Source organism: Novosphingobium sp. BL-52-GroH (genome assembly GCF_044813085.1).
Lineage (GTDB): Bacteria > Pseudomonadota > Alphaproteobacteria > Sphingomonadales > Sphingomonadaceae > Novosphingobium.
Genome location: NZ_CP171152.1, coordinates 2,866,251 through 2,881,640 on the forward strand (window position 1 = coordinate 2,866,251; position 15,390 = coordinate 2,881,640).

Sequence of the window (15,390 nt, forward strand, 5' to 3'; positions counted from 1 at the left end):
GGAGCCTATCGTGACGGTGGCGCGCTGTCATGGTTCATGAAGATGCGCGCGGAGGCCGAGAGGAAAAGGGGGAAGGGGTCGCACGAAGCCTTTCTCCGGCGCCTTTGCCGGTGAAACATCAGGCAGGCGCGTAGGTAACCACATCGCCCACGCCGACGCCCAGCAACGCGGCAGCAGCTTCGTCGAGCGACCCGTCCTCGTCCACCCGCCCGAGGCACGCGCGGAAATCCGCCAGCCGCCCGGTTGCGATCAAATGCGTCGCCTCGCCCTGTGAAGGCACGACGGCGCCCACCGTCACGGTCCGCGCCTGCTGGATGGTGCGGATCTGGTCGGTGCGCGCGATCATGGTCGGGCCGCCGTCGAAGATGTCGACGTAGTTCTGGAAGGCGAAGCCCTCGCTTTCCAGCATGCGCATCGCCGGGCGGCCGGAGTAGTGTGGCTGGCCCATCACCTGCCGCGCGGCCTCGGAGAGCAACGCGGTGTAGATGGGATGCTTGGGCATGAGGTCGGCGATGAACTGGTTGCCGTGGGTCCCGTTGAACTCGTCGGCATCGCGGAAGCTCATGTCGAAGAAGCGGCCGGCGAGGCCGTCCCAGAACGGCGAGTTGCCGGCATCGTCGATGGCACCGCGCAGTTCGGCCAGCGTCATGTCGCCGAAGCGGTCGCGGTGGGAGGCGATGAACAGGTAGCGGCTGCGCGCCAGCAGCTTGCCGACGCCGGCCGAACGCTCGGTGGCGTCGAGGTAGAGGCCGCCCACTTCGCTGGCGCCGTCGAGGTCGGTGCAAAGGGTGAGCATCTCGGCGCGGAAGGTCCGGTCCAGTTCCTTGGAATGCTGGGTGATGCGGCCGATCCGGTAGGAGTAGAACGGCAGTTCGGTGCCCACTTGCGAGAACGCCTGGCAGGTGCCGCGGACTTTGCCGTCGGTGGTGTCCTCGAGGATGAAGACGAACAGGTCGTTGGCGATCTGGCCGTCGTCGCGAGCGAAGCTTTTCGCGGCGCGTTCGAGCTTGGCCTGCAGGGTGGGTCGATCGGGCGGCAGGTTGGTGAAGCCGCCGCCGGTGCCCTTGGCCATGCGGTAGAGCGCCTCGAGGTCCTTTTCGCGCGCGGTGCGCAGCAGGAAGGTCATGCCGTGGGCGCTCCCGCCTGGATGCCGTGGCGGTCGAGGCGGTGCAGCACGAGGGCGGTGAGCCGGGCGCGGGCGTCTAGCGAACTGGCGATCATGAACTCCTGCGGTGAATGGATCGAGCCGCCCAGCGCGCCCATCGTGTCGAGCACGGGGACGCCGCAGGCGGCGATGTTGTTGCCGTCGCACACGCCGCCGGTGTCTTGCCAGCGCATCGGTTGGCCCAGATCGGCCGCGGCCTGCGAGACGAGGCCGAACAGCGCCTGGGTGGCGGGCGTGATCGGCTTGGGTGGGCGCGAGACGTGGCCGTGGAGGTGGATGTGGACGTCGTGCAGGGCGCTGACTTCGGCCACCGCGGCAGAAACCAGCGCGCGGGCCGCTTCCGCGAGGTCCGGTGTACGCGGGCGCAAGTTGAAGTGCAGGATCGCGAGGTCGGGCACGGTGTTGTTCGGCGCCCCGCCTTCGATCCGCGCGGGGTTGATCGTCAGCCCCTCGCGTACGCCGGCGGCGAGCCGCAGGGCCAGGTCGCTCGCCGCGACGAGGGCATTGCGGCCGTCCTGCGGGTTGCGCCCGGCGTGGGCGGAGCGGCCCGTCACGACGGCGGCGTAGTTGCCCGAGCCGGGCCGCGCCCGGGCCATCGAGCCGTCGGGCAGGCCGGGTTCATAAGTCAGCGCGGCCAGCTTGCCTTGCGCCAGCCCCTCGATCAGCGCGGCGGAGGATAGCGAGCCGGTTTCCTCGTCGCTGTTGATGAGCACGTCGTAGCCCAGCGTCGGCGCTCTGTGCTCGTAGGCGGCGAGGCCGGCGAGCATCAGCGAAAGCCCGCCCTTCATGTCGGCGGTGCCGGGGCCGTTGAGCGTGTCGTCGTCGAGCCACGCGCAGGCCTGGAAGGGGTGATCGCTGGCGTAGACGGTGTCCATGTGCCCGGTCAGGATAACCCGGCGCTCCGCCTCGGGGCGCACCGAGAGCACGAGATGACGGCCGTGGCCGACCTCGCGCAAGGCGCCCCGGGCGTCGACTTTCTCGACCGGTGCCGGCTCGACCAGCCGTACCTCTCCGGGCAACTGGGCGAAGGCGTCGGCCAGGTATCCCGCCATCGCGGCGAGGCCGTCGAGATTGCCGGTGCCGCTGTTGATCGACGCCCACTCCAGCGTGCGCGAGAGGATGGGCGTGCGCTCGACCGGGGCGAGCAGGTCCCGTTCGTCGCCGGTCAGCCCGGTCATGGCCAGAGCCTGCCGGTCAGAGCGCCGCTGTTGCCGCCGGCGTCGGCCGCCTCGAAGCTGGCGACCGGATAGGCGCAATAGTCGGCGGCGTAATAGGCGCTGGGACGGTGGTTGCCGCTTTCGCCAAGACCGCCGAACGGCATCGACCCGGCCGCGCCCGTGGTTGGCCGGTTGCGGTTGACGACACCGGCGCGGCCCTCGACCAGGAAGCGCTGCCACAGCACGTCGTCGGCGCTGATGAGCCCGGCAGACAGGCCGAAGCGGGTGTTGTTCGCCGCTTCGATCGCGGCATCGAAATCGGGCACGCGGCTGACCTGGAGCACAGGCGCGAAGATTTCCTCGTCGGGCACGAACACGCCGGTCACATCCAGCATCGCCGGGGTCACGAAAGCCTCCGGGTGCCCCGGCACGCGGCCGAGCGGACGGATCACTTTCGCACCGCGCTCGGCGAGCCCGGCGACACTGGCTCTGGCACTGCGGGCGGCGGCATCCGAGATCAGCGGGCCGATCCACGGTTCGGGTGTCGCGTTCCAGGCGCCGATGACGATGCGGTCGGCCATTTGCGCGACGGCATCGACCAGGGCGGTGCCGAAGGCGTTGTCGGGCACGATCAGCCGCCGCGCGCACGAGCAGCGCTGGCCGGTGGTGATGAAGGCGGACTGGACGACGACCGACGCGGCCTCGTCCAGATTCTCGGCGTCCCAGGCGACGAGCGGGTTGTTGCCGCCCAGTTCGAGCGCGAGGATGACGTCCGGCCGGTCGGCGAAGATACGGCGGAAATGAGCCCCCGCGCCGGCCGATCCGGTGAACAGCAGCCCGTCGATGTGGCCTGCGACCAGTGCCTCGCCGGTTTCGCGCGCGCCCTGGATGCACTGGAAGACATGGGGGAAGACATGGGGATGGTCGGCCCCCAGCGTTTCGGCAAGCGCCTCGGCCCAGCATTCGGCCATCGCCGCACCGGTCGCGGGTGTCATCTCGGAGGGCTTGAACACGACCGTATTGCCCGCGATCAAGGCGGGGACGATGTGGCCGTTGGGCAGGTGGCCGGGGAAGTTGAAGGGGCCGAGCACGGCCATGACCCCGTGCGGACGGTGGCGCAGCACGGCCTGGCCGAACGGCATGTCGGTGTGCTTCTCGCCTGCCCGCTCGGCCTGCGCGGCGATCGAGAGGCCGACCTTGCCGATCATCGAGGCGAGTTCCGCGCGCGTCTCCCACAAGGGCTTGCCGGTTTCGCGCGCGATGATTGCGGCGATGGCTTCCTTGCGCGTTTCGAGCGCCGCCCGGTAGCGCTCGGCCACCGCGACGCGGACCGCGACCGGCAGCGCGGCCCAGGCGGGAAATGCCTTGCGGGCGCGCAGGAGCGCGGCGGCGACGGCGTCGGGCCCGGCGACAGCGCCTTCCCAGACGGTTTCGCCGCTGGCGGGATCGACGGAGCGGAGCATGGTCATGCCCCGCGCGTCACGGCGAAGATGCCGGTGGCGTTCCCGCTGTCGAACGTGAGGTCGATCCTGCCGGTGTCCGGGTCGATGTCGCGGGTGATGAATTCGTAGAACGAGCCCGGAACCTCCAGCGTGGTCTCCCGGCCATCGGGCAGGCGGAAGGGGCGCGCCACCTTGTCGGCGAGGATCGCGGTCTGGCGCACGCGGCCGTTGCGCGAGATTTCGACGGCCGGCTTGAGCGGGTAGCCGGCGGCTTTCAGGTCCTCGGAATGGCCCTGCACGTCGGGGACGCGGGTGGTCGCATGATTGAACGCGTTGCCCTCGGTCGCGATCCAGGCGCCTTCCTTGCTGTGCGCGAGCAGCACCTCGTAGTCCGCGAGCGCGGGTGCCGAGTGCCGGCGGTCGAAGGCGCGCAGGGCGCCTTTCAGGATCGTCACGCCCTCCTCGATGGTGCAGTCGCCATGCCGTCCGATTGCGTTGAGGGCGAGCCATTCCTCGTCGCCCAGCGGATCGGTCGAGGTTCCGAAGACCCTTGCCGCCGCGTCCTGCGCGGGCGCGGCGAGCTGGTCGACGTGCAGTTCGGAGACGAAGAACTGCGGCACGGTCTCCGGCAGATCCACTTGCACGAAGGCCCGGCCGGTCATCGTCAGCGCGGGGAGCGGGTAGAGCCCGCGCACTTCGTAGCCGAGCGGGGCGAGGAAGCGCAGGAAGGCGCCGTGGCCCGGGGGCAGGGCGCCGGTCGGCCCGTCGATCGTGCGCAGGGCGCCGTGGTCGAAGACGATGGGTTCTCCCTTTTCGCGCATCTCGCCCACATAGCGTGCCGCGGTCGGCACCCGGTCCAGCAGGTCGAGGAACAGCGCGGCGTTGAGCGCCATCGCCACCTGCGCGCGGCTGGCGCGCCGGGCGGAGCCGGCCAGCGCGAAATCGATGGCCAGCGTGTCGAGCACCCATCCGGCCCGCGCTTCGCCGACCAGCGGCGATAGCAGGTGGTGAAGCGTTTCAAGGCTTTCCGCAGCGTTGCGCGAGGCCGAGGCCATATCATCCCCGTTGTAAAATTATTGCGTGATGACGAAACATAGGAAAGCCGGGGAAGGAAGTCCATCGTAGTGAACGCGGGCCGGCCGGCCGGCGCCGGACGGGCGAACGCCCTGACGATGATGCACCGGGCGATGCTGGACACTCGCCGCGCCAGGCGCTTTTCATGGCGGGCAGAGGAGAGACGTCCATGACCGCCACGACCACCGGATTCATCGGCATCGGTAGCCAGGGCGGCCCGATGGCGCATCGCATGCTCGAGCGCTTCGCGCTGACGGTCTGGGCGCGCCGGGCGGAGGCGGCGGCCGAGTTCGCCGGGAAGGGCGCCAACGTCGCCGCGAGCATCGCGGACCTGGGTGCGGCCTGCGACCACGTCGGCCTGTGCGTGGTGAACGATGCCGACGTGCTCGACATCTGCGCCGTGCTGGTCCCGGCGATGAAACCCGGCAGCCTGCTGGCGCTCCATTCGACTGTCCTGCCCGGGACCGCCGAGGAGGTGGAACGGATCTGCGCGCGGCACGGCGTCGCGATGGTCGACGCCCCGGTCAGCGGCGGCGCCCCCGGGGCGCAGGCGGGCACGATGACGGTGATGTGCGGCGGGTCGCAAGCGGCCTTCGAGCAGGCGCGGCCGGTGTTCGAGAGTTTCGGCAAGCTGATCGTCCGGCTCGGCCCGGCAGGGGCGGGGCAGAAGGCCAAGATCGTCAACAACGCGCTGATGGCCGCGAACATGGGCCTCGCCCAGGCGGCGCTGCAGGCGGGCGAGGCGCTGGGCGTCGAGCGACAGGCGCTGGCCGACCTCGTCCAGGCCAGTTCCGGGCGCAGCTTCGGCTTCGAGGTCTACGCCCGCATTCCCGAGCCGCGGGCCTTCGAACATGGCGCCCGCATGCTGTTGAAGGACACCGACCTGCTCGCTGCGATCCTCCCGGGCTCGCCCGACACGGAACTGCTGGAGACCTCGGCGCGATCGTTCCTGCGGCTGGCGACGGCTCAGGACGGATGTTGATGCACGTTCGTCATCGCGATCCCGGCTCGCACTGATGCTTCAACGTTGACGATCACGCTTCAAGGCGCATTCCGAGGGCAGTTGCGCGATGATTGCTGCGTCTGCTCGGACGCCCGCAAAGCAGCGACGAGCAACGAAAAATCCGCGGAAAACGGTCAAAAGTGAGCGTAGCGGCAGCTGTTTCCTCGCCATGTCCGATATCGCGAACGCCCGGCCAGTTTATTGCGGTGCAGCGTGAAACTTAAACGGCGGCGGGGAATTGAGCGTGTGACAATTCATCACTCGTTCACGGGGTACGCATGGCCCATCTGCCACTTTCCCAGGATGTCGACGGCGGGTGCGGAGCTACGCCCCGGCTGGCGGGCATCCATTCCATCTTCGAGGCGAACCCGCCGGTTCCCAGCAAGCCGATGCGCCTCGCGCTCATCGGCAACTTCGCTCCGCGCAAGTGCGGCATCGCGACATTCACCACCGACATCTTCGAGAAGCTGCGGGAGCATCACCCCGAGATCGACGTAGCGGTCCATGCCCTCGACGATCCCCGGGACCCGCTCGAATACCCGGGCGTCGCCGGGATTGTCACGCGCGACGATCCCGAGGCTTATATCCGGACCGCCCGACAGATCAACGAGTCCGGTGTCGATGCGATCTGGCTCCAGCACGAATACGGCATCTTCGGCGGGCCGGACGGCGAGATGGTCGTCCCGTTCGTCGATCGGCTGGCGGCACCGCTGGTGCTGACCCTGCACACGGTACTGAGCGAACCGTCGGAGCGCCAGCGGGCGATCCTGCGCCATCTGGTCACGCGCGCCTCGCGGATCATGGTCATGTCGCGCCATTCGCGCGAATTGCTCGGGCGGATATACGGCGCTCCGGCGCACATCGTCGAAGTGATCGACCATGGCGCTCCCGATCGGCCGTTCGGCCGGCAGGAGGAATTCAAGGCGCGCCTCGGCCTCGCCGGGCGCAAGGTTCTTATGACGTTCGGCCTCCTGGGCCCGGGCAAGGGACTGGAGCACGCGATCCGCGCCCTCCCGGCGATCGTCGCGCGCCATCCCGACGCGCTGTACCGCATCGTCGGCGCGACCCATCCCAACCTCGTCGCGCGCGAGGGCGAGGCCTACCGGGAAAAGCTGGCGAGCCTGGCGCAGGAGCTGGGCGTCTCCCGGCATGTCGCCTGGGACAACCGGTTCCTCGAAACGCCCGAACTGCTCGACCAGCTTGAAGCCTGCGACATCTATCTCACGCCTTATCCGGGCCTGCAGCAGTCCACCTCCGGAACGCTGAGCTATGCCGTGGCGATGGGCAAGGCGGTGGTCTCGACGCCTTACGTCCACGCGCGCGAATTGCTGGCGCAGGACGTCGGCCGGTTGATCGAGCCGCATTCCAGCGAGGCGATCGCCCGCGCCGTCAATGCCCTGCTCGATGCGCCCGACGACATGGCCTCGATGCAGCGCCGCGCCTATGCCCGTGGCCGCGAGACGATCTGGCCGCGCTTCGCCGACGCTTCGGCGCGGCTGGCGGCGGCGGCACTCGCCGCCCGGCCCGAGCTGCCTTGCTCGACCGTGCTGCCCGGCCTTTCCGCCGTACTCGCGATGAGCGACGGCACCGGGATGTTCCAGCACTCGATCGGCGTCGTGCCCGACCGGCGCCACGGCTACTGCCTCGACGACAATGCCCGCGCCCTGATGCTGGCCAACGTCGCGCAGGGGCTGTCTGCGGCTGAGCGGATGAAATGGAGCCTCGTCTACGCCGCCTTCGTGCAGTCTGCGTGGAATCCCGATCTCAACCGCTTCCGCAATTTCATGCGCTTCGACCGTTCCTGGTGTGAGGACGAGGGCTCGGAGGATTCCAACGGGCGCGCCGTCTGGGCGCTCGGCCAGACGTTCGAGCGCGCGCCGGACGACGGGCTTTCTCAGTGGGGCCTGGGGCTCTACGAGGAAGTGCTGACATCCATCGCGCCGCTCGGCTCGCCGCGGGCCATCGCCTTCACCATGCTCGGCGCCTGTGCGGTGCTGCGCCGCGATCCCGGGCACGAGATGTCGCGCGCCCTGGTTGAGCGGGGCGGCGACTTCCTCATGCGCCTGCTGGGCGAGGGACGCCGGCCGGACTGGGCATGGTTCGAGGCGATGCTGGCCTACGACAACCCGCGCCTCTCGCAGGCGCTGATCGAGGCGGGCATGGCGCTCGGCCGCGAGAACTGGACCGACGCCGGCCTCGAGACGCTGCGGTGGATCTGCGAACAGCAGATATCGGCGAAAGGCCAGTTCCGCCCGATCGGTTCGGAGAGCTTCCATCGCGATCACAGCTACCTGCCCTTCGACCAGCAGCCGCTGGAGGCACAGGCTGCCATCGAGGCTGCCCAGTCGGCCTGGAACGCCACCAGCGGGGCCTTCTGGCGCGAGCATGCGATGACCGCCTGGCGCTGGTTCTTCGGCGACAACGATCGCGGCGCGGTGCTCGCCGATGTCGCCACCGGCCGCTGCCGCGACGGGGTGACGCCGCGCGGGGTCAATGCAAATTGCGGCGCTGAATCGATCCTGGCCTTCCAGTTGTCGCATTATGCGCTTATGAAACTGGCTCACGAGCCGTCGACGTCGGCCCCCCGCTCCCGGGAAGGAGATCTGCTTGAACCGGCCCGAGAACGCCTGGTCTGATCCGCTTCGTATCTTTGAGACGCGCCTGCACGCCGATCCGGCGCGCGTGGTATTGCGTCCGTTCCACCTCGGCTGGCAATCGAAGAACGCGCCCGGCGGGCGCGCCCTTCGGCTGGTCGAGGACGTCGCGGCGCTCGACGAGGAACGGGCGGCGGCCGAATACGAACGGGTGTTGCGCGACTTCAAGGAACGCCACTGGCAGACCGAACGCATCTTCGGCGCCCGTTTCGACGAAGTGGCCGAGAACCTGGGTCTCGATCCCCAGGATTATTCCGAGACCAAACAGCGGCTGATCGGCTCCTACTTCTGCCACGAATACACGTTCGCGGCGGCGGCGCTGATGAATCCTTCGATCGTCCCGTCGCCCGACCAGTCGGGGCTGCAGGACGGCTGCGTGCGCTTCATCATGAGCCTTCGCGCGGTGGGCGAGGGGCACATCAGCTCGATCGCCTTCCGTGAAGGGATAGCCGAGTCGGACGGCGAGTTCTGCCTCTGGCCCCAGGCCGCCTTCGCGACCTCGGTGGAACTCGACGAGGAGGATCAGTTCGACGCCGATTGCAGCGTCTCGGTCCACCGCCAGGCCGAATCGAGCCTGTCCAATACCGTGATCTTCCCGATCACCGAGCAGCAGCGGGGCGGGCTGGAAGACCTGCGGCTCGTGCGCTTCGACCATGGTGGCGGCGATTTCGAATGGGTTGGAACCTACACCGCCTATTCGGGCAGCTCGATCCGCTCGGAACTACTGCGCACGCGTGACTTTCGCAGTTTCGACCTCGAGCCGATCCGCGGCGCCGCCGGGCGCAACAAGGGCATGGCGCTGTTCCCCGAGAAGATCGACGGACGCTTCGCCATGGTCGGTCGCCAGGACGGCAAGAACCTGTTCCTGCTCAAGTCCGACACCATCGACCATTGGGAGGATGAAGGCGTCCTGCTGATGGAGCCCAAGTACCCCTGGGAGTTCATCCAGATCGGCAACTGCGGCAGTCCGATCCCCTGCGACGAGGGGTGGCTGATGTTCACCCACGGGGTCGGCGCCATGCGCAAATACGCCCTGGGCTGCGCGCTGCTCGACCGCAACGATCCGAGCAAGGTCCTCGCCCGGACGCCCGAGCCGGTGCTGACCGCGGAGAACGCCGATCGTTCGGGTTACGTGCCCAACGTCGTCTATACCTGCGGGGCGCTCAAGGTCGGCGAGCGGCTGCTGATTCCCTACGGCATCTCGGACAGCACCGTCGGCTTCGCGACATGCGATATCCGCGCGCTGCTGGATCGGATGGAGTAGCCGCGTCGAGCCGGCGACGCAGGTAGCGGGAGTGGACATGACATTGCTCGAACGGCTGGGCCTGGACATCCCGCTGGTCCAGGCGCCGATGGCGGGGACTGGCACGCCGCTTCTCGCCGCCGAAGTGTCGAACGCCGGTGCGCTCGGGTCGATCGCGGTCGGCGCCACCGATGTCGCCGGCGCGCGGGCGATGATCGCCGACTTCCGCGCCCGCAGCGCGCGCGCCTTCAACGTCAACCTGTTCGTCCACGCCGCGCCCGTCGCCGATGCCGGGCGCGAGGCCGGCTGGATCGATGCCTTGCGCCCCCTCTTCGCCGAGTTCGACGCCGAGCCGCCCGCGGCGCTGCGACCCGTCTACGCCAGCTTCGCCGACGATGCCGCAATGCTCGCGCTGCTGGTCGAACAGGCGCCGCCGGTGGTCAGCTTCCACTTCGGCCTGCCGCCCTCCGAGGCCATCCGTGCCTTGCGCGAACGCGGCGTCCTGCTGCTGGCGACCGCCACCAGCATCGACGAGGCCCGCGCGATCGCGGCGGCAGGGATCGATGGCATCGTCGCGCAGGGCATCGAGGCGGGCGGTCATCGTGGCATGTTCGACCCCGCCGCGCCCGATGATGGGCTGGGCACCATGGCGCTGACCCGGCTGCTGGCAGGCAAGGGACCGCTCCCGGTGATCGCGGCGGGCGGCATCATGGACGGCGCCGGGATCGCCGCCGCGCTGGACCTGGGCGCGGTGGCGGCGCAGCTCGGCACGGCCTTCGTCGGCTGCCCGGAATCCGCCGCCGACGAAGCCTATCGCGCCGCGCTCGCGGGACCGGGAGCCTGGCATACGACGCTGACGCCGCTGATCTCGGGCCGCCCGGCGCGGGCGCTGGCCAATCGCTTCACGGCGCTTGCCGCGCAACTGGGGGATCGGCAGGTGCCGGACTATCCCGTCGCCTACGACGCCGGAAAGGCCCTCAACGCCGCCGCCAAGGCGCGCGGCGAGCATGGGTTCGGCGCGCAATGGGCCGGGCAGGGCGCCCCGCTCGCGCGTGCGCTGCCGGCAGCGCGGCTGGTCGAAGTGCTGCGGGCGGAGTTGCAGGCAGCGCGGCCGTCATCCCTGGCTCGACCCGGGACCGCGGGGGACTCTTGACGCGATAGGGCGCCGTTGGCCCCTGCGGCCGTGCGCGACGTGGACGCGGCCTTGCCAGCGGTCCCGGGTCGAGCCCGGGACGACGTTGCTTTACCCGTGTGCCCCGAACTCGTTCGCCAGCGCGGTGGTGATCCGCAAGGACAGCGCATAGGACCGCGCGATCGGGTCGATGTAGTCCTTGTGGATGCCGGCATAGCCGGTCGCGCTCGAATCCGGGTAGTCGCTGGGGGCGTCCACCGCGAAGTCGTCGATCGAGGGGAAGTGTATGGGGAACGCGCGGCGGAGCTGGGCGAGGCCGTCCTCGACGCGCAGGGTGAAGAACATCTCCAGCACGTCGTCGCGGCTGATGTCGTTGGCGCGGCTGAACTGCGGGACCATCACCGAGCGCAGGAACATGTGCTGGAACAGCGCGATCCGCAGGGAGTGCAGCACGCCCAGCGAGCGGCGGGTGTGCTCGCGGTCCTTGAGCGGGGCCTCGTCGGGAATCAGGTCGAGCAGGCGGTGCAGCTTGAGCGCATCGACGCGCAGGCGCGACGAGAGGCGACGGTAGACACCGGCGCGATCGTCCTTGGTGAGATATTCGGCGAGCTTGAGGCAGGCGTCGGAAATCTGCTGCTCGTCGCCGCGATAAGGGCGGCTGGCCCAGTAGGCGGAGTTGAACAGCTCGCCATAGGCCATCACCGTCTTGATCGAGGCGAGCGCGTTGGCGGCGCGAGCGAGGCGCACGATCTGCCGGCCACGCGCCGATTCGCGCAGGAGTCCGGCGATTTCCTCGCGGTTGCCGTCCGACGCGGTGCCGATGCCGGCGATCACGTTCACCGGATAGCCGAGCTGCTGCAGGATCGCGTTATGCGGGATCGCCCGGATCTGGCGCAGGCTCATCGTGCGGTCGGAGGCGAGGTCCGACTGGCGGCGCGCCTTGCGGCTGCCGGTGTCGTTGAGGAGGCCGAGCCCGAACGCGGTGATCGCGCGGCTGTAAGTGGTCGATTCCAGGTGTCCGTGCTGGACGCTGCGGATCGCGCGGTAGAAATCGAGGCTGAGGTCGGTGCGACGGTAGAACGGGTCGGTCGGCGCGTTGACGTCGGCCTGCCACAAGGGCCGCTCGATCATGCGGGTGAGCGTGGCGAGCGCCAGTTCGTCCGAGCCGAACCAGAGATAGCCGTCGCCGCCCTGGAACGAGACTTCGGGCTCCAGCCGAATGCTTGCGCGCAGGAAGCGGCGGCGGGCCCAGGGGGACATCTGCCAGTCGAAGCGGTCGTCGATGCTGGACGGGTGGCAGCCGCGACCCATCGATTCGCCGCCGGTATTGAACACCAGCGCGGCGACGTCGGACAGGCCGTTGGCGGCCATCGCCTCGGCCATGCGGCCCTGCAGGCGCTCGATGGCGAGGGCTGCGGGCACCTGGCCGACGAAGCGGCCGGCGTCGGAGAAGCCGGTCTGGATCGAGACGCGCCCGCGCTTCTTGGCATAGTCGCGATAGGCGGGCTCGGCGAGCACCGCGTCGAGGAAGCGGCCGCCGTGCTCCAGCGCGTTCTCGGTCTCGAACAGCGGCGAGACGTCGACCTTGTCGTCGATCCCGAACATCCGCGCGAAGTAGAGCGCGGCGAGCACCGTGGTCGGCTCCTCGCACTCGGCGACGAGCATGCGGATCGGGGAATCGGCGTCGATGTGGTTCAGGATCTGCGCCATCGCCAGGAACTGGCGCACCGCGGTCGAGTTCTCGATCGCCAGCGCCGCGAAGTTGGAGCGCAGCGGCTTCACTTCGGCGAGCAGCTCGCGCATGCGGACCAGCGCCGCCTGGCTGGCGAGGCTGAGCTTGCCGTCGGGGTCGATGCGGCGGCGGATCGCGTTCTGCAACTGCGAGGCGTTCACGCGGAAGTGGATCCAGCCCATGCCCAGGCCATCGGCGCGCATCGCCGCGGCGGTGACGAGGAGCGCGCGGGCCTGGTCCTGGTCGGCGTGGCGGGCGTCTTCCTCGAGCCGGGCGATGATGCCCTCGAGGCTGACGATCTTGTCGGGATGCTCGGCGGTGAGGCCGTTGGCGGCGGCGGACAGCGCCTCGGGGTCCTTGAGGTCCTGCCTGAAGGCGCTGGCGAATTCGGCGGTGTGCGCGTGGGCGCGGGAAAGCTGGGCGGCGATTTCGGGCGCCGCCGTCTCCAGGCTCTCGGCATAGGAGGCAAGGCGCTGGGCCTTTTCCTCGAGCCGGTAACGGATCGAGGTGGACCACGAGATGTCGGTGCGCCCGTCCATGTCGTAGCCGACCCAGTGGGCGAAGCGCACCGGCATCGGGTTCAGCGCGCGCCAGCGCTTGGGCCAGCGGGCGGCGGCGGCGTCGAACAGGCGCGCGACGATGCGGTCGCGGGCCTTCTGCCCGCGCGCGATCGCGGTCATCGCGGCCTCGTGTTCGTAGTCGAGGGTGATGGTGTCGCGCTCGGGCGAGGCGACGCAGACCGAGGCCTCGCTGAAATCGCCGGCCGCTGCGGAGGCGGCGACCGCCTCGGTCTGGGCGGCGGTGAGCAGGAAGGTCGGGTGCGCGGTGAAGACGACGTGCGCGGCCGGGCGCTGCCAGCGGACCGCGAAGGCGGTGAAGTCGTCGTCGCCGACGGTCTTCGCGGCCGCTTCGTCGATCAGGGCGTCGTTCTTCGCGGTCGGCACGGTTTCGAGGATGCGGTCGAGGCGGGCAGCGCGGGCACGCAGGCCCTCGCAGTCCATCTCGGCGACGAGCGCCTCGATGTCGTCGAGCGACATCTCGCCGATCTCCAGCGCCCGCGAAAGTTCGAGGCCGAGCTGGAAGACCGGGTTGAAAATGGGGGTCTGCGCAGTGAGCTTGTGCAGCTCCTGGAGACGGGCGTCGAGCGCGTCGACCGTGCGCAGACCCGCGCTCATCGGCCGAGCCCCGCGGCGATGCGGGCGGCAGCCTCGATCTTTACCGGATCGGGCTTGCCCTTGGGGACCATCCAGCTCCCGCCGACGCAGAGCACCGCGTCGAGCGCCAGCCACTCGGCCGCGTTCTCCGGGGTGACGCCGCCGGTCGGGCAGAATCGTGCGGCCAGCAGCGGGGCGGAGATCGCCTTGAGTGCGGGCGGGCCGCCGGCTGCCATGGCGGGGAAGAACTTCAGGCGATCGAAGCCCATCTCCAGCGCCAGCATCACGTCGCTGGCGTTGGCGGTGCCGGGGAGGAACGGGATGCCGCTCTTGAGCGCGGCTTCGCCGAGCGTCGGGGTGAGGCCGGGCGAGACGATGAACTCGGCGCCGGCGTCGATCGAGCGGGAAAGGTCGTCGGGCGTGAGCACGGTGCCGGCGCCGACGACGGCGCCGGGGACCTGCTTCATCACCTTGATCGCCTCGATCGCGCATTCGGTGCGCAGGGTCACTTCGAGCGCCGGCAAGCCGCCGGCGACGAGCGCCTCGGCGATCGGCAGGGCATGCTCGATGTCCTCGATCACCAGGACCGGGATGACGGGGGCGAGGCGCATGACCTTCTCGACGGCTGCGGAAAGTGTGGTCATTGAAGGTGTTCCCTTGCGAAGGCGGCGGCCGCGCCGAACAGGCCGGGCTGCGGGTGCGTGATGAGCTTGACGGGCAGGGTGGCCATCAGGCCGGCGAAGCGGCCCTTGGCGCGGAAGCGTTCGGCGAAGCCGGACGACTGGATGGTGTCGCGGATACGGTATCCCAGGCCCCCTGCGATGACGACGCCGCCGGCGCCGTGCGCGAGGGCATAGTCGCCCGCCGCCGCGCCGAGCGCAAGGCAGAACCTGTCGACCGCGGCGACGGCGAGGCTGTCCTCGCCGCTGGCGGCGGCGGTCCAGATTTCCACGTCGGTCTTATCGTGGACGGCCTTGTGCTCCATCGCCGCAAGCGCCTGGTAGATGTCGACGATGGCCGGGCCCGAGACGACGCGTTCCACCGAGACGCGGTTGTGGCGCTTGCGCAGCCGGGCGAGGATCGCGTCCTCGATCAGGTCGAGCGGGGCGTAGTCGATATGGCCGCCTTCGGTCGCCTGGACGTGGTAGGTGGCGGCGTCGCGCCGAAGGTAGGCGACGCCCAGGCCCGTGCCCGGTCCGATCACGCTGATGGTGCCGACTTCGGGCAGCGGGGCGTCTTCGGGCCCTGCAAGGTGCAGGAACTCGCCGGCATCGGCGCGCGCCACCGCGTGGGCGACGGCGGCGAAGTCGTTGACGATGGTCTGGCGCCTGGGGCCCAGCATCTCCTCGATCCGCGCGGGGCGCAGGATCCAGGGGTTGTTGGTGAACTTGATGACGTCGCCGCCGACCGGGCCGGCGACGGACATCGCCACGGCATCGGGCAGGGTTCCGCCGTTCATGTCGCGGAAGGCCTGCCAGGCGAGCTGGAAGCTGCCGTGGTCCTTGGTGTGCAGCGTCGCCGGCTCGCCCAGGGTGATGGTCCCGTCGTCGGCGATGGTCGCGAGCGCGAAGCGCGCGTGGGTGCCGCCGATGTCGACGGCGACGAGGTCGGTCGGGTCCCTTCGCGTATCCACG

Annotated in this window: 11 protein-coding genes; 4 read left to right on the forward strand and 7 right to left on the reverse strand. The window is 69.6% G+C overall.

The window, feature by feature from the left end:
* Positions 1-118: 118 nt before the first annotated feature.
* Genes ACFFDA_RS26530 through ACFFDA_RS26545 form a run of 4 tightly spaced genes read right to left on the reverse strand, consistent with a single transcriptional unit; the run spans position 119 to position 4,819 of the window.
* Positions 119-1,126, reverse strand: a complete 1,008-nt coding sequence (locus ACFFDA_RS26530; protein WP_404480251.1) for an arginine N-succinyltransferase — start codon at positions 1,124-1,126, stop codon at positions 119-121.
* Complete coding sequence (locus ACFFDA_RS26535; protein ID WP_404480252.1) at positions 1,123-2,343, reverse strand: hydrolase; 1,221 nt, start codon at positions 2,341-2,343, stop codon at positions 1,123-1,125. Before ACFFDA_RS26535 ends, ACFFDA_RS26530 begins: the two co-directional genes overlap by 4 nt.
* A complete protein-coding gene (gene astD / locus ACFFDA_RS26540) occupies positions 2,340-3,785 on the reverse strand; it encodes a succinylglutamate-semialdehyde dehydrogenase (RefSeq protein WP_404482889.1) in 1,446 nt (481 codons plus the stop codon). The genes ACFFDA_RS26535 and astD overlap by 4 nt, the downstream gene beginning before the upstream one ends.
* A gap of 2 nt (positions 3,786-3,787) precedes the next feature.
* A complete protein-coding gene (locus tag ACFFDA_RS26545) occupies positions 3,788-4,819 on the reverse strand; it encodes a 2-oxoadipate dioxygenase/decarboxylase family protein (RefSeq protein WP_404480253.1) in 1,032 nt (343 codons plus the stop codon).
* Positions 4,820-5,007: 188 nt separating this feature from the next.
* On the opposite strand from ACFFDA_RS26545, the gene ACFFDA_RS26550 reads away from it, so the two are divergent.
* The 4 genes from ACFFDA_RS26550 to ACFFDA_RS26565 all read left to right on the forward strand — a co-directional run bounded on the left by ACFFDA_RS26550 (position 5,008) and on the right by ACFFDA_RS26565 (position 10,891).
* Entirely contained in the window at positions 5,008-5,820 is an 813-nt protein-coding gene (locus ACFFDA_RS26550; protein WP_404480254.1) for an NAD(P)-dependent oxidoreductase, read from the forward strand.
* 299 nt (positions 5,821-6,119) lie between these two features.
* Entirely contained in the window at positions 6,120-8,477 is a 2,358-nt protein-coding gene (locus ACFFDA_RS26555; protein WP_404480255.1) for a glycosyltransferase family 4 protein, read from the forward strand.
* Positions 8,449-9,759 carry a glycoside hydrolase family 130 protein gene (locus ACFFDA_RS26560; protein WP_404480256.1) on the forward strand — a complete coding sequence of 437 codons (1,311 nt, stop codon included), beginning with the start codon at positions 8,449-8,451 and terminating at the stop codon, positions 9,757-9,759. Before ACFFDA_RS26555 ends, ACFFDA_RS26560 begins: the two co-directional genes overlap by 29 nt.
* A gap of 37 nt (positions 9,760-9,796) precedes the next feature.
* Positions 9,797-10,891, forward strand: coding sequence for an NAD(P)H-dependent flavin oxidoreductase (locus tag ACFFDA_RS26565; RefSeq protein WP_404480257.1), 1,095 nt, complete (start codon positions 9,797-9,799; stop codon positions 10,889-10,891).
* 90 nt (positions 10,892-10,981) lie between these two features.
* Here the strand turns inward: ACFFDA_RS26565 and ACFFDA_RS26570 are convergent, their stop codons facing one another.
* From ACFFDA_RS26570 to ACFFDA_RS26580, 3 genes are read right to left on the reverse strand one after another with little or no spacing between them, the layout of a single operon-like run.
* Positions 10,982-13,777, reverse strand: coding sequence for a phosphoenolpyruvate carboxylase (locus tag ACFFDA_RS26570; RefSeq protein ID WP_404480258.1), 2,796 nt, complete (start codon positions 13,775-13,777; stop codon positions 10,982-10,984).
* Positions 13,774-14,400, reverse strand: a complete 627-nt coding sequence (gene eda / locus ACFFDA_RS26575) for a bifunctional 4-hydroxy-2-oxoglutarate aldolase/2-dehydro-3-deoxy-phosphogluconate aldolase (RefSeq protein ID WP_404480259.1) — start codon at positions 14,398-14,400, stop codon at positions 13,774-13,776. The genes ACFFDA_RS26570 and eda overlap by 4 nt, the downstream gene beginning before the upstream one ends.
* Positions 14,397-15,389 (reverse strand): glucokinase, encoded by a 993-nt coding sequence (locus ACFFDA_RS26580; protein WP_404480260.1) that lies wholly within the window; start codon positions 15,387-15,389, stop codon positions 14,397-14,399. Before ACFFDA_RS26580 ends, eda begins: the two co-directional genes overlap by 4 nt.
* Between the last annotated feature and the right edge of the window lies 1 nt (position 15,390).